The sequence below is a fragment of the Microcoleus sp. A003_D6 genome (genome assembly GCF_036702825.1).
Taxonomy (GTDB): Bacteria; Cyanobacteriota; Cyanobacteriia; order Cyanobacteriales; family Microcoleaceae; genus Microcoleus.
Window position 1 is genome coordinate 59,924 of the sequence record NZ_JAUBWA010000003.1, and the last position, 24,001, is coordinate 83,924.

At 46.3% G+C, this 24,001-nt stretch carries 23 protein-coding genes and 1 pseudogene; 12 read left to right on the forward strand and 12 right to left on the reverse strand.

What is annotated here, in order from left to right:
* Nucleotides 1-183 precede the first annotated feature (183 nt).
* Together QUB70_RS01845 and QUB70_RS01850 are read right to left on the reverse strand one after the other, a co-directional pair.
* Nucleotides 184-1,011: a PHP domain-containing protein gene (locus QUB70_RS01845; RefSeq protein WP_332978036.1), complete on the reverse strand. Its 828-nt coding sequence runs from the start codon at nt 1,009-1,011 to the stop codon at nt 184-186.
* A gap of 221 nt (nt 1,012-1,232) precedes the next feature.
* Entirely contained in the window at nt 1,233-1,514 is a 282-nt protein-coding gene (locus QUB70_RS01850) for a hypothetical protein (protein ID WP_332978037.1), read from the reverse strand.
* Between the two features lie 232 nt (nt 1,515-1,746).
* Here QUB70_RS01850 and QUB70_RS01855 point away from each other — a divergent pair, with 232 nt between their 5' ends.
* Nucleotides 1,747-1,950 (forward strand): hypothetical protein, encoded by a 204-nt coding sequence (locus tag QUB70_RS01855; RefSeq protein WP_332978038.1) that lies wholly within the window; start codon nt 1,747-1,749, stop codon nt 1,948-1,950.
* Nucleotides 1,951-1,974: 24 nt separating this feature from the next.
* On the forward strand, nt 1,975-2,301 hold the full coding sequence (locus tag QUB70_RS01860) for a hypothetical protein (RefSeq protein WP_332978039.1): 327 nt from the start codon (nt 1,975-1,977) through the stop codon (nt 2,299-2,301).
* A gap of 145 nt (nt 2,302-2,446) precedes the next feature.
* Here QUB70_RS01860 and QUB70_RS01865 read toward each other — a convergent pair whose 3' ends face one another.
* Nucleotides 2,447-2,914: a hypothetical protein gene (locus QUB70_RS01865; RefSeq protein ID WP_332978040.1), complete on the reverse strand. Its 468-nt coding sequence runs from the start codon at nt 2,912-2,914 to the stop codon at nt 2,447-2,449.
* A gap of 55 nt (nt 2,915-2,969) precedes the next feature.
* On the opposite strand from QUB70_RS01865, the gene QUB70_RS01870 reads away from it, so the two are divergent.
* Entirely contained in the window at nt 2,970-3,590 is a 621-nt protein-coding gene (locus tag QUB70_RS01870; RefSeq protein ID WP_332978041.1) for a histidine phosphatase family protein, read from the forward strand.
* 195 nt (nt 3,591-3,785) lie between these two features.
* Nucleotides 3,786-4,163 carry a VOC family protein gene (locus QUB70_RS01875; protein WP_332978042.1) on the forward strand — a complete coding sequence of 126 codons (378 nt, stop codon included), beginning with the start codon at nt 3,786-3,788 and terminating at the stop codon, nt 4,161-4,163.
* Nucleotides 4,164-4,345: 182 nt separating this feature from the next.
* Here QUB70_RS01875 and QUB70_RS01880 read toward each other — a convergent pair whose 3' ends face one another.
* Together QUB70_RS01880 and QUB70_RS01885 are read right to left on the reverse strand one after the other, a co-directional pair.
* Nucleotides 4,346-4,636 carry a hypothetical protein gene (locus tag QUB70_RS01880; protein WP_190740776.1) on the reverse strand — a complete coding sequence of 97 codons (291 nt, stop codon included), beginning with the start codon at nt 4,634-4,636 and terminating at the stop codon, nt 4,346-4,348.
* Between the two features lie 42 nt (nt 4,637-4,678).
* Complete coding sequence (locus tag QUB70_RS01885) at nt 4,679-5,350, reverse strand: phosphoribosyltransferase (RefSeq protein ID WP_332978043.1); 672 nt, start codon at nt 5,348-5,350, stop codon at nt 4,679-4,681.
* A 146-nt stretch (nt 5,351-5,496) separates the two neighbouring features.
* On the opposite strand from QUB70_RS01885, the gene QUB70_RS01890 reads away from it, so the two are divergent.
* From QUB70_RS01890 to QUB70_RS01900, 3 genes and pseudogenes are all read left to right on the forward strand, one after another.
* Nucleotides 5,497-6,183 (forward strand): uracil-DNA glycosylase, encoded by a 687-nt coding sequence (locus QUB70_RS01890; protein ID WP_332978044.1) that lies wholly within the window; start codon nt 5,497-5,499, stop codon nt 6,181-6,183.
* A gap of 138 nt (nt 6,184-6,321) precedes the next feature.
* Complete coding sequence (locus QUB70_RS01895) at nt 6,322-7,590, forward strand: DNA methyltransferase (protein WP_332978045.1); 1,269 nt, start codon at nt 6,322-6,324, stop codon at nt 7,588-7,590.
* Nucleotides 7,591-7,747: 157 nt separating this feature from the next.
* Nucleotides 7,748-8,427, forward strand: a pseudogene (locus QUB70_RS01900) (Bpu10I family restriction endonuclease); the annotation flags it as partial.
* Nucleotides 8,428-8,509: 82 nt separating this feature from the next.
* Here QUB70_RS01900 and QUB70_RS01905 read toward each other — a convergent pair.
* From QUB70_RS01905 to tyrS, 3 genes are read right to left on the reverse strand one after another with little or no spacing between them, the layout of a single operon-like run.
* Nucleotides 8,510-9,109, reverse strand: coding sequence for a hypothetical protein (locus tag QUB70_RS01905; protein WP_332978046.1), 600 nt, complete (start codon nt 9,107-9,109; stop codon nt 8,510-8,512).
* A 37-nt stretch (nt 9,110-9,146) separates the two neighbouring features.
* A complete protein-coding gene (gene pyrF, locus QUB70_RS01910) occupies nt 9,147-9,857 on the reverse strand; it encodes an orotidine-5'-phosphate decarboxylase (protein WP_332978047.1) in 711 nt (236 codons plus the stop codon).
* Between the two features lie 42 nt (nt 9,858-9,899).
* The gene (tyrS, locus tag QUB70_RS01915; RefSeq protein WP_332978094.1) at nt 9,900-11,132 is read right to left on the reverse strand and encodes a tyrosine--tRNA ligase; all 1,233 of its coding nucleotides are present in this window, start codon (nt 11,130-11,132) and stop codon (nt 9,900-9,902) included.
* 174 nt (nt 11,133-11,306) lie between these two features.
* Between tyrS and QUB70_RS01920 the strand changes: the two genes are divergently transcribed.
* Nucleotides 11,307-13,226 carry a transglycosylase domain-containing protein gene (locus tag QUB70_RS01920; protein WP_332978048.1) on the forward strand — a complete coding sequence of 640 codons (1,920 nt, stop codon included), beginning with the start codon at nt 11,307-11,309 and terminating at the stop codon, nt 13,224-13,226.
* A 193-nt stretch (nt 13,227-13,419) separates the two neighbouring features.
* On the opposite strand, the gene QUB70_RS01925 is transcribed toward QUB70_RS01920, so the two are convergent.
* From QUB70_RS01925 to QUB70_RS01935, 3 genes are all read right to left on the reverse strand, one after another.
* Nucleotides 13,420-13,743: a DUF1825 family protein gene (locus QUB70_RS01925; RefSeq protein ID WP_332978049.1), complete on the reverse strand. Its 324-nt coding sequence runs from the start codon at nt 13,741-13,743 to the stop codon at nt 13,420-13,422.
* A gap of 308 nt (nt 13,744-14,051) precedes the next feature.
* Nucleotides 14,052-14,645 (reverse strand): signal peptidase I, encoded by a 594-nt coding sequence (lepB, locus tag QUB70_RS01930; protein ID WP_332978050.1) that lies wholly within the window; start codon nt 14,643-14,645, stop codon nt 14,052-14,054.
* A 332-nt stretch (nt 14,646-14,977) separates the two neighbouring features.
* Nucleotides 14,978-17,455, reverse strand: coding sequence for an ATP-dependent Clp protease ATP-binding subunit (locus tag QUB70_RS01935; RefSeq protein ID WP_332978051.1), 2,478 nt, complete (start codon nt 17,453-17,455; stop codon nt 14,978-14,980).
* A gap of 212 nt (nt 17,456-17,667) precedes the next feature.
* Between QUB70_RS01935 and QUB70_RS01940 the strand changes: the two genes are divergently transcribed.
* The 4 genes from QUB70_RS01940 (at nt 17,668) to QUB70_RS32585 (ending at nt 22,998) form a co-directional block, all read left to right on the forward strand.
* The gene (locus tag QUB70_RS01940) at nt 17,668-18,093 is read left to right on the forward strand and encodes a hypothetical protein (RefSeq protein WP_332978052.1); all 426 of its coding nucleotides are present in this window, start codon (nt 17,668-17,670) and stop codon (nt 18,091-18,093) included.
* A 103-nt stretch (nt 18,094-18,196) separates the two neighbouring features.
* The gene (locus QUB70_RS01945; protein ID WP_332978053.1) at nt 18,197-20,281 is read left to right on the forward strand and encodes a histidine phosphatase family protein; all 2,085 of its coding nucleotides are present in this window, start codon (nt 18,197-18,199) and stop codon (nt 20,279-20,281) included.
* Nucleotides 20,282-20,463: 182 nt separating this feature from the next.
* Nucleotides 20,464-22,551 (forward strand): mechanosensitive ion channel family protein, encoded by a 2,088-nt coding sequence (locus QUB70_RS01950; RefSeq protein WP_332978054.1) that lies wholly within the window; start codon nt 20,464-20,466, stop codon nt 22,549-22,551.
* A gap of 288 nt (nt 22,552-22,839) precedes the next feature.
* The gene (locus tag QUB70_RS32585; protein WP_442927682.1) at nt 22,840-22,998 is read left to right on the forward strand and encodes a carbonic anhydrase family protein; all 159 of its coding nucleotides are present in this window, start codon (nt 22,840-22,842) and stop codon (nt 22,996-22,998) included.
* Nucleotides 22,999-23,023: 25 nt separating this feature from the next.
* Here the strand turns inward: QUB70_RS32585 and QUB70_RS01955 are convergent, their stop codons facing one another.
* The gene (locus QUB70_RS01955; RefSeq protein ID WP_332978055.1) at nt 23,024-23,947 is read right to left on the reverse strand and encodes a LysR family transcriptional regulator; all 924 of its coding nucleotides are present in this window, start codon (nt 23,945-23,947) and stop codon (nt 23,024-23,026) included.
* Between the last annotated feature and the right edge of the window lie 54 nt (nt 23,948-24,001).

Below are 24,001 nucleotides of genomic sequence, written 5' to 3' on the forward strand. Positions count from 1 at the left end.
TATCTTTTGTGGAACGGCTTTTATGAACAGGCAAGATGCCTGTTCCACAAGAACAAAATTTATCTTTTGTGGAACGGCTTTTATGAACAGGCAAGATGCCTGTTCCACAAGAACAAAATTTATCTTTTGTGGAACGGGCATCTTGCCCGTTCTTGAGAATGGTGCAAAATTCGTCCTAAACAACTATTTCAAACTCGCCGCAGCAACTTTAATCGGTTCGAGCAATTCTAACGGCAAATGCAGCATATTCAATTGAGTGCTATCTGCTGCTTTCCTTTCCGGATCTGGGCCGTGATAATCGCTGCCACCAGTTGCCAGCAAACCGTAATGCAGACACAAATCTTTCAACTTTTGGATTTGGCTGGAACTGTGGGTGGGATGGTATACTTCAACTCCCATTAAACCAGCATCTACTAATTCTTTTAAAACTTCCTCCACAGCGCCGCCGCGAAATAAATAAGGGTGAGCCCAAACTGGTACTGCGCCACAACTTTTTAGTAAATCAATGCCTTCGACGATCGAGAATTTCTCGTAATGCACGTAAGCCGGGCCGTCATCTCCCAGCCAGCGATCGAATGCTTCCCGCGATGATTTCGCGTGACCGGCTTTTACAAGTGCAGAGGCAATATGAGGCCTTCCCGGTGCCATGCCTGGGGATGTTTTTGGCAGTTCGATCGCGTATCCCATTGCTGCTAACTTTTCGACCATTTCTTGCGATCGGCGAAACCTTCCTTCCAGGCGATCGTTCAAAGGAACTTGCAACTTATTGGCATCGGGATAAAAACCTAAAATATGCAGCGAACGGCCGTTGTGAACGGTGCTGAGTTCGAGTCCGGGGACTATTTCGATACCGTGCAAAGCAGCGGCGGCGAAGGCTTCATCCCAACCCGACATCGTATCGTGATCGGTGACAGCCAAAGCGCGAACCCCCGAAGACGCGGCGGCGGCTACGAGTTCGGCAGGGGTGAGAGTGCCGTCGGAATAAGTCGTGTGACAGTGGAGTTCTAGCATTTTTTCTGGTCAGTTAAAGTCTGCGAAACCTGCAATTATTCCCCTCTCTCATGTGAGATAATATATCGTGACTGCGATCGACAACTTTTTGGGTGATTTCAATCTGTTACCTGTAATAAGTTGTCGCGCATTTAATTGGGAGATTTATGTTTATTAAAAGCGTGCGTGGGGTGGGCATCTTGCCCGCCTTTTTAGTTAAACTTAGATGCAGAACAGCTTAGCTATTTCTTAATTTCTCGCATTGGGTGAAGGACACCCTCTGGCAATTTGGTAGGAACCGGCGATATTTCAATACTTTGTATGTTGTGAACTGGGATAACTACCAGTTTATCTGCCAATTCGAGAATTATCGGGTCTGCCGTCAACATTTTGTGCAGGCGAGTGCCTAAAGTTGCTTGCTCTCCTACTGTTCCCTCTGGTGCAATGAACTGGAAGTATTGCTGTTTGCCGTTGGTAAAGTGGATTGTCAGATCGATATTTCTTTCTTGGTTGGTTGCTTGCATATTTTTTTCCTCTAAGAGTCGATCGGGACTTCGCAAAATTAACAATAAATCAAAACGGGCGATCGCAGCACTGTTGCAAAGCTTTTGAGAAAACCAGCCTGTCGGTACGAAAGTCCGGTTACTGCTAATTTTATCACAAAAACTGTACTGAAAGTTGCCAACTTACCCAGTATACAATTGGCAGTCGCGCGGTCTTCGCTCCTGAATGCGCGAGATCCTTCGCTAGCAATATTTGGTCGATCGGGCTTTCTTCTATGCCAGTTGGCAAATTGGCTCAATTAAGCCTCTGCTGCGAGTTGACCTCAAAGCGCTCTCAAGTTATACAGCAGCGGCACTTGAGCGCTTTGGGGTCAATGTTTTTTTCTTGTGGGAACTGTGGAGGTTGGGATTGTGGCATTCTGCTGTCACTGCGGTAGAGGATTTTTTTATAAATTAATAACATAACATTCAGGTACAGCTTATGAAATCCACACTTTGTTTTCCCGAAACTTCTATTCAATCTAACACCGTTACTGTTAACAATAATGCTATTGAATCTTGTATTGTTGCAGCTTGGATTGATTTAGTAGGAGGAGACTTTGATAGATTGGGAGGAGATGATTGGCTTCCCTTGTGCGGCGACATTGATGACGGCGAAATTTATCGGGAATGGTTTTTGTGGCAAGACAGCGAAGTGACTCAAGAGTGGGAAGCTTACGATCCAATTACTAATTATCGAGTTGTGGCATCTAGCCGAGAAATGATGATTTCTAAAATTGACCAAATAGAAGATTCCAGAACAATTTAGTTGAGCGGGAGAAGGTTAAATCTTGATTTTCAACTTTAATAAAAACTCTGTAAACAAACCCGGTCTCTCCCAAACACAAAGAAACCGGGTTTTTCCGTTCCAAACTATAGGTTTGGGTTGACTTCCAATGACCCAACATAATAATTTATGTCGCTACTGCTTTTTGCTTTTCTCGCTCTAATTTGCGCTGCTTCAATGCTGCAAGATTTTGTTTAATCGTGTCGATCGCAAATCCAGCCCCCTGCTGTTGGTATAATTCGCTGGCACGGATCAAATCTGCAACAGCCTCCTCATCCGATCGCAAATTCGCACAAGCCAAGGCGCGATTGTGGTAAGCTTCTGCTAAAGTTGAAACTTGTTCTACAGCGCTGGTAAATTTATCTTTTGCTTTGCGGTACTTTCCTGACTGATAAGCCTCAATTCCTTGTTGAAAATAAACGGAAGCCTTACTGCCGCTGTCGGTATCTGGAAATTCTGGGTAAGTTAAAATTGGTTCTTTAAAGAGTACAGAAATGCTGCCCTTGCCGAAGTAAGCCCAAGTCATTGTTCCAAACCCAATCCCCAGCACGAGGGCAACAATTACAGACAGAGCAATAAAATTGGTGAGTTCCATAGAGCAATATTTGTTGTATTAGAATATGATAAGTTAATTTCTAACTTCTGGAACAATGGCTGGGCGGATTTACCTCAACTGGAAAGGCTTTTTCGGGTCGCTAGCTTTAGTATTGTCGATCGGCTTAATTACTGCAACTGCAAGTTCTGACGCAGCAACCAAGGCGCAAACTCAAGCAGGGTGGCAATTGTTGCAGCGGGATGAGACGGGGTTGGTGGTAGCAATGCGACACGCGATCGCCCCAGGCACCGGCGATCCTGCTAACTTTAAGTTGGGTAACTGTTCCACCCAGCGCAATTTATCAGCACAAGGAAGAACCCAAGCCAAGCAAATTGCAGCCGAATTTCGCAACCGCAACATCAAAGTTGCCAGAGTTTTATCGAGTCAGTGGTGTCGGTGTTTGGAAACAGCAAAACTGATAAATTTAGGCCAAGTCGAACCGTTCCCAGCACTGAACTCGTTCTTTAGCGACAGCAGCAAAGAAGCCAGACAAACAGCCACCCTCCGCAAATTAATTGTTGACAACCGCAACACTAAAGGCGCGATAATTCTGGTAACTCATCAAGTAAATATTACCGCGATTACTGATATTGTACCGCAAAGCGGCGAAGCTGTAATTCTCAAAGGATCTGGACAAGGTAAAATCCAAATAGTCGGACGCATTGGAGGATTTTAAATAAATAAAAAGTTATAATATTAACAATTCCCCCTTACCAGAAATAATGGGTTTAAAGCCCAAAGCCCGATCGGGATAAATTAAAAGAAGACTATTTATTACTGCAATCCTCTTCCTTCCAGGTAGAGGTTGCTATAAAGCGGTCAACTGTCAACTGTCAACTGTCAACTGTCAACTAAATAATTACCAATTTATATGAGTTTCCAATACAGCGCCGCCTTAGTGACTTTAGCAGACCTTGATAAAGAAGTTCTTGTTAAATTTTACACAAAATTTCTCGACATAGAACCAAACCCTTACATTCCCAATACTTATGCTGAATTTAAACTACCCGGCTTAAGACTCGGCATATTCAAACCCAAAGATTCCCACAAATCGGAATTTGCCAATCGAGCAAAAACAGGCATGAGTTTGTGTTTGGAAGTCAGCGATATCGAAACTGCGATCGCCCGAATTTGGGCTTTAGGTTATCCGCCCAGCGGAGAAATTATCAAAGCTTCTCACGGTCTAGAAATCTATGCCTTCGATCCTGCCGGGAACCGCATAATTTTACATCAACCCATGAGAATCTAGGATGATGGCTAATGATTTGTGAACTCTCAATCTTCTCTTCTCTTCCTTCGCGTCTTCGCGGTTCCTTCAAAAAAACATCTAGTTCACAACCTGCTGAGGATTGCTATATAAGTTCTGCAATTGCTTCACGACTTTCGCAATGAGATTGTAAAACCAGCCTCTACAAATCAAAACTGCCTTAACTATCTAATCAGTTCAGCAAAACTATAAAAACTGATAATTAATAACAACAAAGCTGTCAGGTGAGTTAGCTGAAATTGAGGCTGCGGGCCGAGGGATTCCCGCACCAAAATTGAAAAAGACGAACCAATTATATAACTCAAAGAGAGCGTTAAATACTGCCACTGCAATGTTACACTCCACAGCCCGAGCAAAATCATCGCCAAAGTCAACATTACCAACTCAACAAAGCGAGGCGGATTGTGCTGAGTAGACAGAATCAAAGTGTCCAACCAATATTGCCAAGGTCTCATGTTTTAGCGATCGAGCTTTTGGATTTAGCCTTCTAGCTTAACCTACGATCGCCATTCAGTTTGTTGCTGCAAACACCTTAAAGCCTCCGCCGTCTCAACCTGCGGAAATTGCCCGTAAAAGCGACTGACACTGTAAAAAGGGTGAGGAGTCTCCAGAACGATCGCCTTATCGCCCATTTGGGTTAAAAATCCCATCAAATCTGCCGGGGCGACAGGCGCGCAAATCCACAAAGCCGCCGGTTGCTGCGACTCCAAGGCCTTAGCCGCCACAGCCATCGTCATCCCCGTAGCAATGCCATCGTCCACCACAATCGCCAAAGCCCCCGCCGCGCTGACATTGGGGCGTCCAGGAGACAAATCCGCCAGCAGAGATTGAGCATTATTTTGGGCCACGGGTAGGGCTGATTTTTGCAAGCGCAAATTGTGCTGCTTTTGCTTTTGCCAGAGAACGTGGCCGTCAGCAGTTGCAGCCCCGATCGCCAATTCTAAATTATCTGGGCGAGTAATTTTCTTGGCGACAACAACATCCAAAGGACAGCCCAAGCGGCGCGCAATCGGCACAGCAACGGGCAAACCCCCGCGCGGCAAGGCATAAACAATCGGTTTAACAGCCTCCTGTGCCGTTAAATTCAACTTGCCGAGCTCGTCCAGAACTGCCTCTGCCAGTTTTTCGCCAGCATCGGCGCGATCGTCAAAAAACGGGTTAGAGAACATATTTTTGCCTGTACGAGCTCAACGAAATAATTGGAGATTGTGCCATCGACAGCCTCGCATACAAGCTTCTAGCCAATCTCAAATCACCAAACCCGATCTAAACTATAAACTCTAGACTCAACAAAATCTCTCTAATTGTAAAATATATGTCCAGTGACTTGCAACTGAGCCTTTTTGACAACAATCAAAGTGCCGCCTTCCAAAACGACTCAATCCCAGCAAATGCCAAAATTCCCATTCCTCCGGGCACTTATCAAAATATGGAACAAATCGGCGAGCACTGCAACCGCTGTCACCGCTGCGAATTGGGCAACAGCCGAACCCACGCCGTCATCGGGCGCGGCAATCCTCAAGCCTCAATCTTGATTGTGGGAGAAGCGCCCGGACAAAACGAAGATGAAACCGGATTACCCTTTGTCGGGCGATCGGGCCAACTGTTAGATAAGATTTTAGAATCCGTAGGATTGAGTGCAGAAACCGACGTATTCATTGCCAACGTCATCAAATGTCGCCCTCCCAACAACCGCCCTCCGACAGCAAAAGAAATCGAAGCTTGCAAACCTTACTTGCTAGAACAAATTCGCATCTTAGACCCCAAAATTATTTTATTAACCGGTGCAACAGCCCTCAAAGGTTTGCTAAGCGACAAGCGACCCATTAGTAAAATCAGAGGTCAATGGATTGAATGGGAAAATCGTTGGTGTATGCCGATTTTTCACCCATCATATTTGTTGCGAAACCCCTCGCGCGAACCGGAAACTCCGAAATGGTTTATGTGGCAAGATATGCAGGCGATAAAAGCAAAATTGGATGAATTTAAAACGGTAACATAATCAAAAATCACGCCTTATATCATCTCCGGTAAACCGCAATACTTGTAGGGGCGGGTTCACCAACAATCTCGGGCTCAAACCAACAATCTCATAAACCCGCCCCTCATCACAAATTCGCACCAAATAAGAATTAGAATCATGGTTTTATCTAATATTTTCACCGCAACCCCCATCAATAGAAAAGAAATTTCTCAAGAACTCTTAGACATTGAAAATAAACAACGAACCAATCCCCTCCCTTGGAAAGGGCAATTTTCCCCCCAGTTTGTCGAAACTTTGATTAATAAATATGCTAATCAAAAAAGCGTGATTTTTGACCCATTTTTAGGTAGTGGAACAGTTTTATATGAAGCAGGAAGATTTGGAATAGAAGCCTACGGAACAGAAATTAACCCAGCAGCTTTAATCCTAGCTAACATTTATAAATTCATCAATCTTTTGCCAAGACATCGAGAAAACTATATCAATTGTTTTTTAAATCGGCTGCACACAGAAATATTTGAAACAATGCCACTTTTCCAAACAATCAAAAAAGATGTAACCCAAGATTATATAATAGAAAAAGTGGTAAAATTAGCAGGTGATGCAGAACAAGAGTGCATTAAAATTCTACATGAAGCATTAGTTATATTGCTAGATTTAGACAAGAAAGAAGTTACCTACTCAAGAATTTTCACTATTGCGGAAAATATCGCTGCTTTTGTGCTGAAACTGCCCTATAGCGAAAAACCGATAAATGCCTACAACGCCGATGCCAGAAATATTCCCCTAGAAAACTCCAGCGTCAACCTTGTGATCACCTCTCCCCCTTATATCAATGTATTCAACTATCATCAGCAGTATCGCGCTTCTACTGAAGCACTAAACTGGAAACTTTTAGAGGTAGCAAAATCTGAATTTGGTTCAAATCGCAAACATAGAAGTAATAGATTTTTAACTGTAATTCAATATTGCTTAGACATTGCCTCTACTTTGCAAGAATTGTTAAGAATATGTAGCCATGAAAGTAGGATAATATTTGTTGTCGGTCGAGAATCAAATATTAGAGGCACTCCTTTTTTTAACGGAGAGTTAGTGGCAGAAGTCGCTAGTCAAGTATTGGGTATTAGTTTAGATATCCGTCAAGAAAGAAGTTTTGTGAATCGCTATGGCAAAACGATTAAAGAAGATATACTGCACTTTGTAAAGCTAGAAAATCAACCCTATTATTTTGCATTACATCAAGCACGAACTCTGGCAAAAGAAGCATTAGAATCAGCTTATTCCATAGCGGATGAAGAAGTGAAACCTGAAATTAAAGATGCTATTGATAAGGCTGAAAAAGTACAACCTTCACCTTATTTTGATAGGCATAATTCTCGAAAACCCATTGAAACAATTCACCAAAAAGCAGAACTTTATGTTTAATTTACCTAAACCACATGGGGAAAAACTAGCAGCATTGCTCAATAACGATAAACTACCTACTACAGAGAAACTGCGTGTTGAACACGCAATCGAACACTATAACCAATGGTTAGAAACCCTTAAAAACATAAGTGGTGATTTGAAAGTCGTGCCAGAAATGGTATCTCATCTAACATCTTATAAGCGATACATTGATGTTGAACTAATTTTTGACAGTAATACTGATTTTTTATACCGTCAAAAGGGGCAATTAAAACTCGACAATTCAATTATAGAGGAATTTATACCTATCTTAGTTACAACCGTCTTTGCAGATTCATTAAAAGACAAAGAACTATCCTTTGGCCCCACACAATGTTTTTCATCACTACGATTTGAGTCAAGTTTGAAAACAAGTCCACCGGGGGCGGGATGAGTATTCGATCCAAAGATCAAGATTTTGCAATAAGTAGAAAAATCTTTTTGAAAGCTTCTCACAATCGAGATTTTAATGATAGTATTTCCCGCGAGGCAAATATTGCTTATGTTGCGGCTGAGTGTAAAACAAATCTTGATAAAACCATGTTTCAAGAGGGCGCTGCAACCGCCCTTGATGTAAAATTGAGTGTGCCAGGAGCTAAGTATTTTTTACTATGTGAATGGCTTGATATGTCACCAATAAGCTCATCACTTACAGCTATTGATGAAATTTTAATTCTTAGAAAAGCCAAGCGGTTATCGTCTAATATAAGAAGTGCTTTTAGTACAGCAAAGGGAAGAAATAAAAATCGAGTTTTTTTTGTAAACCATCTCGATGATAATCCCTTCGCACCAGCAGTTTTTATGAGGTTTTTAAGTGAAATTGAAAAGATGATTTGCAAAGATGAACTAGATGAAAAAGATGTGTTTCAAGGGGATATTTTTAATTTTAAGGATTTTTTTAATCCTTCGTTCTATCTTCTCCTTTTGCACGACAATCTCGCAACCACAAACGAATCGCCTCAGCAATTGCGCTTTCACTATCTTGACCTAATAAAGGACGAACATCCACCGCAGTACCAAACCTAGAAACAATTTTTACTAATTCCCAACCGTTCTCCGTTTTAGTTAAAAACAGCCAGTGATATTGCTGAATCTCGACTCGCTGTCCCCCGCGATACTGCCGTTCCAAAGTAGTAATAAAAACTTGAGTGGCCTTTTCAGGAAGCGCATCTTCAAAATTTAAAGGTAACGGTTCAAACTCCGGGCGACCTGCTAAAATTATTTGAGGCAGCACGTAACCGGGCGGTGTGTTTTTGTTAGAAGAAAAGTGCGATCGCACAATTACGCGATTAGCATAACTCGGCAAATCTTGCAACAGGCGATCGACTAAAGTTTCTAAATCAGCGGGACAGGGCGATCGCGCTAACAAACCATACCGACTTGCATTGATACTGTTAGTATGATTTGTAGCAAAATTAACTGCCAAAGTCGGACTTGGAACCGCAGATGTTAGCAGATAAACACAGATGAACGCTGATGGGATTTTATCTGGGTTCATCGGCGTTCATCTGCGGTTAAAAAACACATTCATATTGTTATCCCAACTCTTCACAAATACGGGTAAAAGCCGCCACCGGATCGGGCGCAGCAGTAATTGGCCGCCCAATCACCAGATAATCCGCACCAGCTTTCAAAGCCGCCTTCGGAGTCATCGATCGCCTTTGATCGCCCCCATCGGCCCATTTCGGACACACACCGGGACAAACTAACAGAAAATCATCCCCGCAACTCATTCTTAACTGTTCCACCTCTTGCGGAGAACAAACAGCCCCAGCTAAACCCGTTTCCTTAGCCAACAATGCCATGTGCAAAGCAAATTCCGGCAACTCCAAAGGTATTTTCAACTCAAAAGCCAACTGTCGCGAATTCAAACTCGTCAATAGAGTAATTGCAATCAACTTAGGACTCGGTTTATCCACAGCCGCCGCCCCTTCAGTTAAAGCCAACTGTGCCGCTTTCAAAGCATCTTTACCACAAGTAGAATGGATAGTCAATAAATCCACATTGTACTTAGCAGCAGCCCGACAAGCACCAGCCACAGTATTGGGGATATCGTGAAACTTCAAATCGAGAAAAATCCGCTTTTGCCGCTGTTTTAAAATTTCCAAAATCCCCGGCCCGGAACTCACAAATAGCTCTAAACCGACTTTCCAGAAAGATACATCGGGGAGTCTGTCGAGAAGTGCGATCGCCTCTTCTTGACTCGAAACATCCAAAGCAACAATAATTCGATTATCAGCGTTCATCAGCGTTCATCTTCAGTATTCATCTGCGGTTAAAAAAGAGATTCAAGACACCAATCGCACAAACTTATTTTTCCCGACTTGCAAAACCTTACCTTCCAATTCAGCAGGTGATTCAAAGGTGAGGTTAACATCAGAAACTTTATCGCCCTCCAACTTCACCCCGCCGCCCTGCATCAACTTCCGCGCATCACCGCTGCTTTTACAAAGCCCGCTAGCACTCAGAATATAAAACAACTTAGCCGGAAACTGCACACTTGCCAAAGAAAACTCCGCTACAGCATCAGCTTTTCCCGCAGCACCTTTAACCAGCGCAATTGCATCTTGTTGTGCGCGATCGGCCGCTTCCTTCCCCCGATACTGGCGCACCACATCCACAGCCAAAAGTTTCTGTTTTTCTCGCGGATTTTCGGGCAATTCATCAAGCGACAAATCTGTCAATAGTTCAAAATATTGGGCGATCGAGCGATCGGCAATTTTCTCCAACTTAGAATACATAGTCAGCGGGTCTTCCGACAAACCTACATAATTATTCAAAGACTTCGACATCTTCTGCACGCCGTCAGTCCCGATCAAAATCGGCATTAGCAAACCAAACTGCGGTTTCATCCCGAAATGCCGCTGCAAATCTCTCCCCACCGCAATATTAAATTTTTGGTCAGTTCCGCCCAACTCCACATCCGCTTCCAAAGCCACCGAATCGTAACCCTGCATTACTGGATACAGAAACTCGTGCAGGAAAATCGCATTTTCCTGCTGCATCCTGTTATCAAATCCCTCTTTAGCGAGCATCTGCTGCACCGTCATCGTGCCTAGCAGTTCCAAAATCTTCGCCAAGTCCAATTTTGACAACCACTCGGAGTTATAGCGAATTTCCAAACGCCCGGGGGTGTCAAAATCTAGAATCGGACGCACTTGGTCTAAATAAGTTTTGGCATTTTCCGCCACTTGTTCGGCTGTCAACTGGCTTCGCATCTCGGACTTTCCTGTCGGATCGCCAATTCTTGCGGTAAAATCTCCGATGAGCAGTACGGCTGTGTGACCGGCATCCTGAAAAGCTCGCAGCTTGCGGACGCAAATGCTGTGTCCCAAGTGAATGTCACTCCCTGTCGGGTCAATTCCCAGTTTGACGCGCAACGGTCGATCGACTTTTGCCAGCAGTTGGGCTAAATTTTCGTCAGGGTTGCTAGAATCAGGTCGATCGGGAAAAATCTCGCTGACGCCGCGGTAAAGCGCTGAAAGGTTAGGAGTTATCATCGGGGAGCGATCGTCCATCATATTTTGCCAAAGTGCAGCAGAATTAGTTACACTCACTGGTTGACGCATAAAAACATAACTATCAAGCTACTATAATCCCAAAGCTGACCGGCTTTCATTAGCTGACAGTCTCTAGGGTTCGCATCTAAAATTAAAAGTCTTAAGCCCCACATCGATTGAGGAAGTGAAATCCACGTGTCAACCAACGCAGTCCGCAAAAACACGGAAAACTCAGCCCCCGTATTCGAGTTTGTTCAGTCAGTCAGTAAAGTGACCGCCGGAACCATACTCAGCATGACAATGCTTGCCAGTTCCGTAGTCGCTGGCGGATTGGTTGGCTTAGCGATCAGCTTCCGCAATTTGCCAGATGTTCGCATCTTGCAAACCTACTCTCCCACAGAAACTACCCACATTTACGACATCAACGGCAAGCCCCTGGCCAGCATCCACGACGAAGCCAACCGGGATGTCGTAACCCTTGACAAAATCTCCCCGAACCTGAAACGGGCCGTTCTGGCGATCGAAGATAGCAACTTCTTCACCCACAAAGGCATCAACCCCGGCGGGATAGCCCGAGCTCTCATAGTCAACCTAGAGAAAGGTAGAACCGTTGAAGGCGGCTCGACTATGACTATGCAGCTAGTCAAGAACCTGTTTCTATCTCCCCAGTCAAAATTCAGCCGCAAGATAGCTGAAGCGGTAATGTCTATCCGCTTGGAGCAAATTCTCAACAAAGACCAAATTCTGCAACTTTACCTGAATCAGATTTACTTGGGTCACAACTTGTACGGCGTAGAGACAGCCTCAAGAAGCTATTTCAACAAGTCAGCAGATAGTTTGACTCTTTCAGAAGCAGCGATGCTGGCCGGCTTAATTTCCGCCCCCGAAGAATACAGTCCTTTCGTCAATTACAAGTTGGCAAAAGAGCGGCAGGAAATCGTTTTAAACCGGATGAAGGATCTTAAATGGATTACGCCGGCCCAAGAGACTGCCGCCCGAGGGCAAAAAATTAAGCTCGGCCAAATTACCTCTTTTGGCACCTCTCAAGTTCCTTACGTAACACAAGCTGTAGTCCAGGAGCTGACACGGCGTTTCGGGCGAGATGCCGTGCTCAAGGGAGGAATGCGCGTTCAAACGACGATCGACCTCAAAATGCAGCGCATAGCCGAAGAAACCGTCAAAGCGTGGCACGATCGGCTTTACTACCAAGGGCTGTTTTACGATCGCGACCAAGGTCAAATTGCCCTAGCAGCCGTCGATCCCCGCACCCACTTCGTCAAAGCAATGGTGGGCGGCGTCGATTACAAAAAGAGTCAGTTCAACCGGGCCATTCAAGCACGCCGCCAGCCCGGATCTTCTTTTAAGCCTTTCATCTACTACGCTGCCTTTGCTAGCGGCAAATACAGCCCCGATTCCGTTGTCTACGACTCTCCTGTCGGCTACCGCGACGGCGACGGCTACTACTACCCTCAAAACTACGGCGGCGGATTCTCCGGTGCCGTCAGCATCCGCAGAGCATTGGAAGTATCGCTGAACATTCCCGCGATCAAGCTCGGTCAAGAAGTCGGATTGAATAAAGTGATTGAGATTTGCCGGGTGCTCGGCATCAGAAGTCCGATGGAACCCGTGGTTTCTTTGCCCTTGGGTGCAGTTGACCTGACTCCTTTAGAAATGGCAGGAGCTTTTGCTACCTTCGCCAACAACGGCTGGCATTCTGACACCACATTTATCGTGCAAGTCACTGACAGCAGCGGCAACGTCTTGCTCGACAATACGCCCAAACCCAAATTAGTTCTTAACGCCTGGGCTGCTGCATCTGTCAACAGCGCCCTCCAAGGCGTAATTAACAGCGGAACGGCAAGGGCTGCACAACTCGGGCGGCCGGCTGCTGGGAAAACTGGTACAACTTCCTCAGAACGGGATATCTGGTTTGTGGGTTACGTGCCGCAGTTGTCGGTGGCTGTTTGGATGGGTAACGACGATTACACACCCATGAGCTACGGTGCTACTGGCGGTACAATTGTCGCCCCTGTTTGGCGCGATTTTATGAGCCAAGCTTTGCAGGGCGTTCCAGCAGAAAGTTTCAAACCTCCTTCAAATTTTGAGCGGCCTTAATTATCAGTCAGTTGTCAGTTGTCAGTTGACAGTTGGCAGTTGGTGTTTGACAGTTGGCAGTTGGCAGTTGGTGTTTGACAGTTGACAATTACCCATTATTTCTCCTCTGACTTCTGGCTTCTGGCTCACACTGGATAATTAATCCGTGTATCCGTGTCAAAATCCGTGTTGTGCCTTCCTTCTTTCTCTGACCTCATGATTGTTTTTCAAGCTCAGATTTCATCCGCTCCAGCGTTGAGTTCATTTGCTCAAACATCTGCTGGGGGGTGATTCCAAATTGATTGAGCTGTGTTTTTAACTGCTCTACAGTCATCTGAGCCATGAAGTCCTCAGACAGCTCGAAGCGCTTCATGAAAATACGGTAGCGATCCATCATTGCTTCCATCTGAGCGATGAACATTTTCTTGCCTTCGCGATCGAATTTGCCGTAATTGCCGCCTAGTTTGATGAGAGATTGATAGTCTTCAAACAACAGCTTGGCTTCTTGCTGAACAATTTCTGAATCAAAAAATCCCATAGCTTTCCTAATTTTTTAATATTTAACTAATTTCGATCGAGGCGAGAACTCCCGCTGCTTTTTGTACTATTTTATCAGTTGCCGGAGGAAGTCCCTACCCCTCAAGGTACAAGAATCAGTAGAAATTTCCGTACAGGAGAGGCATCGGGCATCGGGCATCGGGCATCGGGCATCGGGCATCGGGCATCGGGCATCGGGCATCGGGCATCGGGCCCGCAAAGCATTGGTTATTGGTTATTAAAACTAAGAACCAACCAATAACCAATAACTAATGACTGATGACTGATGACTGATGACTGATGACTTCTTCAAACTTCCCCGATACGTTCTAGAGGCCAAAACCGTACTACAGCGCGACCGATGATGTTCTGCTTAGGTAAAAATCCCCACCTGCTGGAGTCGTTGCTGTTGTTGCGGTTGTCTCCCATCACGAAGTATTGATTTTCCGGGACGCGATAGGGCCCCCACTGGTATTTAGGAGGTTCAGCAATATATTTTTCGACGATTGGTTGGTCGTTGAGGTAGACTAGACCTTTTTTAACAGCGACGGTTTGACCCGGTAAGCCAATTACCCGCTTGATGAATGCTTGGTCTTGGGTAAAGCCTTGTTCTTGCAACTTTTCGGGCGGGGCAAATACTACGATGTCGCCAGTTTTTGGAGGTTCGAGGTAGTAGGAGATTTTTTCGACTACGACGCGATCGCCCACGTGCAAAGTCGGTACCATAGAATCTGAGGGTATGAAGCGCGGTTCGGCGACCAACGCTCGAATCACTATTGCTAAACCCAAAGCAATAATCACAATCTGAAGATTTTCTCGCTGCGATTTCCACGCTTTTTGCCACCACGGTTCAGGTAGATTTCCTGCTACTTCTGTACCCAAATTCTTTTCTTCAGATGTCATGAAACTCCTCGCTATGTAGTTGCTGCTAATTATCTAATTGCCATTGAAATAGCTCGCTCTAATTAAACGTAAAACTTTGTTTGGGTATTCATAAACCCGATCGCGGGCGACCACTCTTGATGCCACTCCTATAGAAACCGAGTTTATCTGTTTTATGTTTTTCGAGACGAAGATACTCCAAAAAGTAAGCGTGCATTCTCTTGATTTTAACTCATAAAAAAGGCAGAGAATTAAAATTCTCTACCTTTTTTTATGTGAGGATTTTGAGTTGTTTGCGACTGCAAGATTTGTCCGGAATCAAAACATAACTCGCGATCGCGCGCCACTCAATCTTACTCAGCACCTTGGGGCAGCAATTCCCGCTTTTGACCTTGCAGCACCTTGACAATTCCGTCCTCGCCCACATCCACAACAGCGGTGTCACCGTCTTTGATGCGGCCAGAAAGGATTTCCTCCGCCAAGCTGTCTTCCAACAACCGCATGATAGCGCGGCGCAGAGGTCTGGCTCCGTAGCTGGGGTTGTAGCCTTCTTCTATCAGCCGTTCTTTGAACCGTTCAGTGACTTCCATCGTGATTCCTTGTTCTGTCAAGCGGCCGAACACTTCTTTGAGCATGATGACGGCGATTTCCTTGACTTCTTCCCTGTTCAACTGGCGGAAGACGATTATTTCGTCAAGTCGGTTGAGGAATTCTGGGCGGAAGTAGTTTTTGAGTTCTTCGTTAACCAAGGAGCGAATGCGGTTGTAATTGGCATCGGTTTGGTTTTCGCTGAACTCGAAGCCGAGGCCGCCGCCGCCTGTGGCGATGACCTTAGACCCGATGTTGGAGGTCATAATCAGCAGCGTGTTTTTGAAGTCCACGGTGCGACCTTTGGCATCGGTTAAGCGGCCGTCTTCCAATATTTGCAGAAGCATATTGAAGACATCGGGGTGGGCTTTTTCGATTTCGTCGAACAGCACGACGGTGTAAGGGCGGCGGCGCACTGCTTCTGTGAGTTGGCCGCCTTCGTTGTAGCCGACGTATCCGGGAGGAGAACCGATGAGTTTGGAGACGGTGTGCCGTTCCATGTATTCGGACATATCCAACCGAATCATCGCATCTTCGGAACCGAAGAAGTAGCCGGCTAAGGCTTTGGTGAGTTCGGTTTTGCCGACGCCTGTGGGCCCGGAGAAGATGAAACTGGCGATCGGGCGATTGGGATTTTTCAAGCCGACGCGGGCGCGGCGGATGGCGCGGGAAACCGCTTTCACTGCTTCTTCTTGGCCGATCAACCGCTGGTGCAAAGTGTCTTCCATGTGCAGCAGCTTTTCGGATTCGGATTCGGTCAGTTTGTTGACCGGTACGCCCGTCCAGCTTGCCACGATTTGGGCGATATCTTCTTCAGTAACTACTGGCGACGGGTCGGTTTCGCCGGTGCGGGCAGAGTCGGTTTTTTTGGCTTGGGAAATAGCGCGAATTTCGGCTTTGATCGTCATTTCCCGATCGCGCAATTCACCTGCTTTGTCAAAGTCTTGAGAACGCACCGCTTCATCTTTATCTTTGAGGACTTGGCGGAGTTCTTTGTCAAGTTCTTTGGCTGCGGGGGGAAGTTGGGAGTTGATCAAGCGGACTCTCGAACCTGCTTCGTCTACCAAGTCAATTGCTTTGTCTGGGAGGAAGCGATCGGATATGTAACGGTGAGAGAGTTTGGCTGCGGCTTCCAGGGCCGTGTCCAAGATTTTCAGCTTGTGGTGCTGTTCGTAGCGTTCCCGCAGGCCGAAGAGAATTTCGATCGTCTCGTCAACCGTGGGTTCGCCGACCATGACGGGCTGGAAGCGCCGTTCTAGGGCTGCGTCGCGCTCAATGTGCTTGCGGTACTCGTCTAAAGTTGTAGCGCCGATACACTGGAGTTCGCCTCTTGCCAGAGCCGGCTTGAGAATGTTCGCTGCGTCGATCGCCCCTTCAGCCGCACCAGCACCGATCAAAGTGTGCACTTCGTCAATGACTAAAATCACGTTACCCGCCGTGCGGATTTCGTCCATGATTTTTTTGAGGCGTTCTTCAAATTCGCCCCGGTATTTCGTACCGGCGACCAGCAAGCCGATGTCGAGGGTAACGACGCGCTTGTCTTCGAGGATGTCTGGGATGTCGTTGTTAGCGATGCGCTGGGCCAGACCTTCGGCGATCGCCGTTTTGCCGACTCCGGGTTCGCCGATTAGCACCGGATTGTTTTTAGTGCGCCGGCCGAGGATTTGAATTACCCGTTCGATTTCTTTTTGGCGTCCGACTACTGGGTCTAGCTTGCCATCGACGGCCATTTGAGTGAGGTTGGCTCCAAATTCGTCGAGGGTTGGGGTTTTGGTGCGGGCCCCGCCGCCAGTGGCTGCGACTTCTGCGGTTTCTCCCAGCATCCGAATCACTTGGGTGCGGACTTTCGACAAGTCTACTCCCAGATTTTCTAAGACTCTAGCCGCTACTCCTTCACCTTCGCGGATCAGGCCCAGCAGCAGGTGCTCGGTGCCGATATAGTTGTGTCCGAGTTGGCGAGCTTCTTCGAGGGATAGTTCTAGAACCCGCTTGGCGCGGGGGGTGAACGGAATTTCGACTGCTACGAAGCCGGAACCGCGCCCGATGATTTTTTCAACTTCAATCCGAGCGTCTTTGAGGTTGACCCCCATTGATTTGAGGACTTTCGCTGCCACCCCGGTTCCTTCACCGATCAGACCCAAGAGGATCTGTTCTGTCCCTACGAAGTTGTGACCCAGGCGGCGAGCTTCTTCCTGGGCCAACATGATTACTTTTATTGCTTTTTCTGTGAAGCGTTCAAACATGATTTATTCCCATCACCTGCTGCTGTGTGCCCGTTTCGAGGTCACGCTCGCACTTAAGGAGCGTTTTTGTTCGAGTAGGGAGACGGCAATGCCGTGTCCCTACTCGTACTGCTTATTCTAGCGCGGCACTCCCCAACCGCTAGGTCGCACTGGAAAAGCGGTTGCAGATTCTAGGCTGCTGTTGCAGGTGGCTTTCAACTGGGAAGACCCAAATGGTGGCTGACCTACAACCTCCCCTAGACTGCAAGAAGATTGCTCTTCTCGGTCTGTGCCCAACCTACGACTACTTATTATTGATGGATTCTAGCATAATCTTTTGGGCTGTCATGCAGGTGGAGAAAGTGATGGTTGTCGAAGTGTACGGCTGTTTTTTTACAAAAGTTATTGTCAGTTGTGCGATCGATCCCCTACACTCACCCTCAAGCTGTTGTCCATCTCAAGAATCTGTTGGTGTAGGAGAGGGAGAGCGAGCTGGGCTTTCTTTATCTAAAAATATTCCCCCCGATCCGTTGGAGATTTGGGTAGTCTTCATGTTGTCTGTTGTGCGATCGCTCCTGCATCAATTAGTGAGTGTTGCTACACTCCGAACGGTTTGGCTCAGACTATACTCAAGACGGTCAAAGAACTTGCTTTCGTAGCAGAGTGCTTTGGTCGTTACTAATCTGACTTTAAAGTCTGAAACTTCATTATTCAACTTTAGAAAAAAATCTAAATCCTGTTTAAGGCTTAGTCAGGTGAACCATGAATACTAGAAACTTAGAGAATCAGGTAGAAAGTACCGAAGATCGCTCGATCGAAGTTGCAGGTAAATCCCACGATGGAACTACAGCAACTTCTGTCGCTTCACAAAAAGAATTCAATGCAGAAGAGCTAGGACGTGTCTACTTTATTCGGCACGGTGAAAGTACCAGTAACGAACGCAACATTTTTGCAGGAGTTCTGGATGTTGACCTCACATCATTTGGTCGGTTGCAGGCACGCCGTGCAGGTGTTGACCTCAAGAAAAAAGGTACAAAGTTTGACGCAGTATATGTTTCCCACATGAGACGCGCGCGCCAAACCTGCGAAATCGCCCTTGCTGAAAGTCAGGCATTGAAGTCGCCCGATACCCCCGTTCAAATCGACCACCGAATTAGCGAAAAATCCTTTGGCATTTTTGCAGGCCGCAACCTAAATCTGCTGCGTCTTGCTCTTGGTTACGAAGGCTTCGAGGAAATGCTGCATTCACACAACGAAGCACCCCCGGCGGGCGAAAAGATTGCCCAAGTTTATTCTCGCGCTGCCCGTTTCTACGAAGACAAAATAGTACCGCACTTGGAACGAGGAGAAACAGTTCTAGTAGTGTGCCACCAATATGTATTAGAGCCTTTAGCCCTTTATTTAAGCGGTTTACCGCCCACTGCTTACAAACACCTAAAACTCCCCAACGGTAAAGCTCTCAGCGGTGCGGATCTCGTCAAGTTTCGCGACAAGGAATCCGGCGGTGCCGCTTCGCTGCGGAAAGAGATCAACGATCTTTCAATTATGTGGGCGATTTTGATCTATGCGGCCGCCTTCTTGCTGGGAAGTTTGGTAGGGGCCATCAGCGCCACAGCAGGAGGGATTCCATCACCGCTATTTCGATCGATAATTGTTGCGTGTCTTGCCGCCTCAACGTTTTATACCTACCTAGATATTGACTTTGCAGCGAGTAAACGCAAAGTAACTTCAACTGTAAAGTATCTAGTTTACGGGTGGATGGCAGTGCGATGGGCTGTTGGGCTATTTTTAATATTTTCTGGACTATTGTATCAGAGCGAAGCCGATCTGTACAAAGTTTTGTGGGTGCTGTTTTGGATGGTGCCGCCAGCCCTTACTTCCCCAGTTTTATCGGTGCTTTGGGGCGGCAATCTTTATCCGTCGGCCCTCTTGTCAAGAACGCTGTCGATCGTTGCTCCACTGGCGCTGCTGGCTACATTGAAGTTTGCCAATTTACCCATTAATGTTGACAGCCTGATATTTTTCGCTGTCATTCTAATTCTAGGTCTGGCAATACCGGGTGCGATCGCCCAATTTTGGCGCGACAAATCCCCGGTTGAATCAAACCACCACAGTAAAAACTGGAAATTTATCGGCGTACTGGCTGTTGCAATCATGGCTTTGGCAACCGGGTTTCAGTTTACTCCTGCAACATTCCTCAGCGATATATTTTCCTCAACGGATACAGGGCGATCGCTCGCTTGTCTGCAACAACTGGCAATTGCAACTTTGGTCTTTGTCTCGATGCGCGCAGCAGCTACCTTAACCTCAGTATTTACAAAGGGCAAGCTAAGCAAGGCAGAAGCTCGGGATGCTTATATCCTGCTTGTGAATCCAAACTTTTTCCTTTGGGCGGCTCTTTTCATCGGAGTTAGTGCAACTGCAAATCCATTAGCCGTAAGGTATGCAGTTTTTTGGGCAGCGCTGGGGTTCTTCTGCATCCCGCTCATCGAACAGATATTGTTCATGAATTCATTTGGCAATGACATACTGAGAGAAACACTGCGTTCTTCGAGAGTGGCAACAGAAGATATCAAAAAGCTTTTCCTGCAATTGGATACGGATGAAAGTCAGTCGCTCGATCCAACTGAGATTATGGAGTTGTTAGGGCTAATAGAAGATATGACAACAGGCGAACGCAGCTCTGAACAAGTCAGAAGCTACGTCACTGATTATCTTTTCAACATTCTTGACAGCGATAAAAATGGCAGTGTTGATTTAGCAGAATTAGAAGACTACATATCAACCTATGGGTTAGTTGCCAACCTGAACGTCGTCTCTGCTGCTGCATCCTCAGTTGGAGCATAAGTGGCGATCGCGCAGAGTTGATACTAATAGAGCTGACAGAATTTTGATGAATTCTATCAGCTTCCAATTAAATAGAGAAGCAATTTACAGATTCAGTCGCTCCACAGTCCGTCAAACTTTCAATTGAAAAACCTAGTTCTTTAATGAACTTGTTAGATATCAAAATCGGGAGAATGTAGCAAATGTCACGTTATAAAATTCGAGCAATTATCCTGACAGCAGTCGTTTGTGTTGGCGTCGTATGGACGACTCCGGTGCGATCGCAAGAGCAAGAGCAAGCTCCCGAGGCCAACACTCCAAAGGTGGAACAAGTTGAACCAGAGAAACCAGGAGACCCCAAAGCAGCAACAACTACCAAAGATATTAATATTCCCGTCGATGAACTGAAAATCCTCCTGAAGCCGCTCACTCTCGAAGAACTCCGAGACGAGACAGCAGCGTGGATGCTGGTACTCCAAAAAAAAGCCCGCGAAATCAGCGAAGCTGAAGTTACCATCAAGCGCCAGAATCAAGCCATCAGCCAACAACAAGAAGGCACTGATGCCCTAGAACAAGCCAAAAAAGCCCTCGAAGCGGCCGAGCAAGCTCAAAAAGGTGCTGCCCCTGGTTCGCCCCAATATCTAGAAGGAACGAAAAAGGTAGAAGAAGCCAAAGAAAGCCTCAAAACAGCCCAGTCAGCAGTCGAGAAATCGAAAATAACCAAAGCCGAATTAAAACAAGACGAGACATCTAATAAGACGCTGGAAAAAGCTCAAAAAACCGGCGACATAGAAACAGCCAAACAAACTCTCGATAAAATAAAGGCCGATCGCGATCGGACTGTTGCTGGCTCTCTAGCTTATCAAGACGCGACCAAAACGATCGAAAAACTAGAAGCAGCGCTCAAAGCATTCGAGGATGCCCAAAAAGCTCAAACTGGTGCTAAGCCAGATTCACCCGAATCCGAGCAAGCTACCAAGCAGGTCGAAACAGCGCACGAAGCCATCAAACAACTGCTCAAAGAGCTTGGGACTGGTGCAACAGAGCAATCGTCCCAGGAGCGAGACTCGGCCACAGTCGCCCTGAAAAACACCGAAATTAAAAACAACGGGGAGGAAAAAGTTGCAGGGGAGCCCGGAGTCGCCAACAACCAACAGAACCTCCAACAAAAACAACAGGAACTCAAAACAACGACCGAAAATTTGCAAAAGAGTACCGATGCGGAGTCCAAGGCAAAGAACCAACTCGTAGTGACTGTTACCGAACTTCAGTCGCAGCTAACGGCGATCGACGATCGGTTTAACGCCATCTTAGAAGAACTGGAGAAAAAAGGTGGCGATCCCAAGCCCTACCGCCAGTACACTAAAGCAGTTATGAGTATCGACGTGGATACCAAAGATACCCAAGGTTTGGGCGTGCGGCTTCTGGCTTGGGGCAAAGCTGAAGAAGGTGGGCTGCGCTGGGCGGGAAATGCAGGGAAGTTCGTCGGGATTGTGATTGTTTCCGTCATAGTCTCTCAAATCCTCGGCGCCATCCTCAACCGACTGCTGGCGCTATTCGGCGGCACATCGAGAATCATGCGTAAATTTATTGTGATGCTCGTCAAGCGGGGCGGAGTTGTGGTCGGGTTTCTAGTTGCTCTGACAGCCCTGGAAGTCAGCCTCGGTCCAGTTTTAGCCCTGGTTGGGGGTTTGAGTTTCATTTTGGCCTTCGCCCTGCAAAGCAACCTGGGTAACATAGCTAGCGGCTTGATGATTATGGCTTACAAGCCCTTCGATGTCGGTGACGAAATCAAACTCGGCGAACTTTGGGGGTGGGTAGAGTCTATCACCTTAGCTAACACGAAAATTAAAGGTCTTGACGGTCAGATGTTTAACGTTCCCAACAACACGGTTTGGGGCGAGACTATCGAAAACCTGAGTCACAGTGAAACTCGCAAATTTACACACTGCTTGCGGATTGGCTTTGATGAAAACCTGGGTAAAGTGGAGCAATTGCTCGTAGAAATTCTCAAATCGCATCCCAAAGTTTTAGCAGTTCCAGCCCCCAGCACCCAAGTGTGGAGCATTGAGGACTATTACATCAGTGTGAAGGCCGATGGGTGGGTGAAAAAAGAGGATTTTTGGACAGTCCATTCAGACGCGATCCGCATGATTCGGGAACGGTTCTACAAAGAGGGTATCCAACTTGCTGCTATCCCCAAAAGTATGGGTGTAGGAGAACCAGATAATAGTAATGGCAACATTCCCGATTTCGTTTCAGAAACCTCTGTGCATCAGGGGGTAGGCTAGGTTTCGGAAAGCCCTAAAATCAGATGAATGCGATCGATCCTGACGGATTGTTTGGTTCAACGATCGAGAAAAGATGACCGAGCCAGAGATTTGGGGTGAGCCTTAGTGCAACCCAACTTATATCAAGTTCGGCTAATCAATTGTCATTGCTAACGAAGTGAAGCAATCTCATATCGTTTCCGGTTGCATCGGAATGATAGTTCGGACACCGCGAGTGCCTTAGTCCCTACCGCGATTAATTGTAGGGATTAAGGCACTCGCGGTGTCCTGTCCGTTTCGATCTAGTTGTTGACGACGCTACCCGGCTCCCAAGGAGTGAACTGGATGGTGATGCAGCAGCCTATTGAAATCTCGCGAAATCAGATCGAGCGATTTGCCAAATTAATATCCATTGATGCCAGACCCGTGCAACCGCAAAACAATCGCTTTGTGTTGCGATCGAGCTGAAGAACCTAGAAACAGTTCCCGATTTTTAAATGCACCCTGCAACTTGGGTTATGAGCGATCGCAGCCAAATGTGTAGCGGATCGCGATCGCGATACTGATGCCAAATCATTAGATAATTGTACTGACCCAATTCAATCGGTGGCTCGATCACAGCAATGTTTGTATGTTGAGCAAACAGCATTGCAATTCGACGAGGTGAGGTAAAAATCAGATCGGTCTGTTGGACGATCGTAGGAACCGAGAGAAAATGTGGTAACTTCAACATCACTCGACGCTTTACGCCTAAATTTGACAACACGTTATCCACATGGGTTTTAGTTGGACTCAGGATTGGGTTTGCAGGCGTGATGAACCCGTGTGGCAAAGCAACATAAGATTCAACTGTAAGACCCGTTTGAGCGATCGGATGATCGGCGCGAAGGACGCACGCATAATCTTCTACAAATAACTTTTGGGATTTAAACTCCTCAGTTTCCGGTAGATTAGGAGCTCCAAAGCCCAGATCGATCGCTCCATCTCTGAGTAAATCTAATGTCTCACTACGCCAATGATGGCATTCAATATTCAGTTGAGGAGCCTGCTGAGAAATTTCCTTCAAAACCATAGGAAGAATCAAAACCGTTGCGTAATCTGATACAGCTAGGTGGATTGTACCTTGTGCTGTTTTAGGTTCAAAAACAGTTGGTTGAATTAACTGCTCGATATCTAACAAAATTTTCTCTAGCGGTTCCAGTAGCTCGATACCGCATGGCGTAAGAAGCATACCTTTGTTTGACCGCACAAGTAGCGGATCGTTGAACACTTGGCGCAATCGTTTAAGTGCGTGACTGGTAGCTGATTGACTCAAACCTATTTTTTCTCCAGCATTCGTGACGTTACGTTCTTGCAGCAAGGCATATAACACCACGAGAAGATTAAGGTCGAGTTGGGATAAATTTATTTGATGCATACATATTATTTATATCATGCATTTGACAAATAATACTCAATAGTTTACTATCTT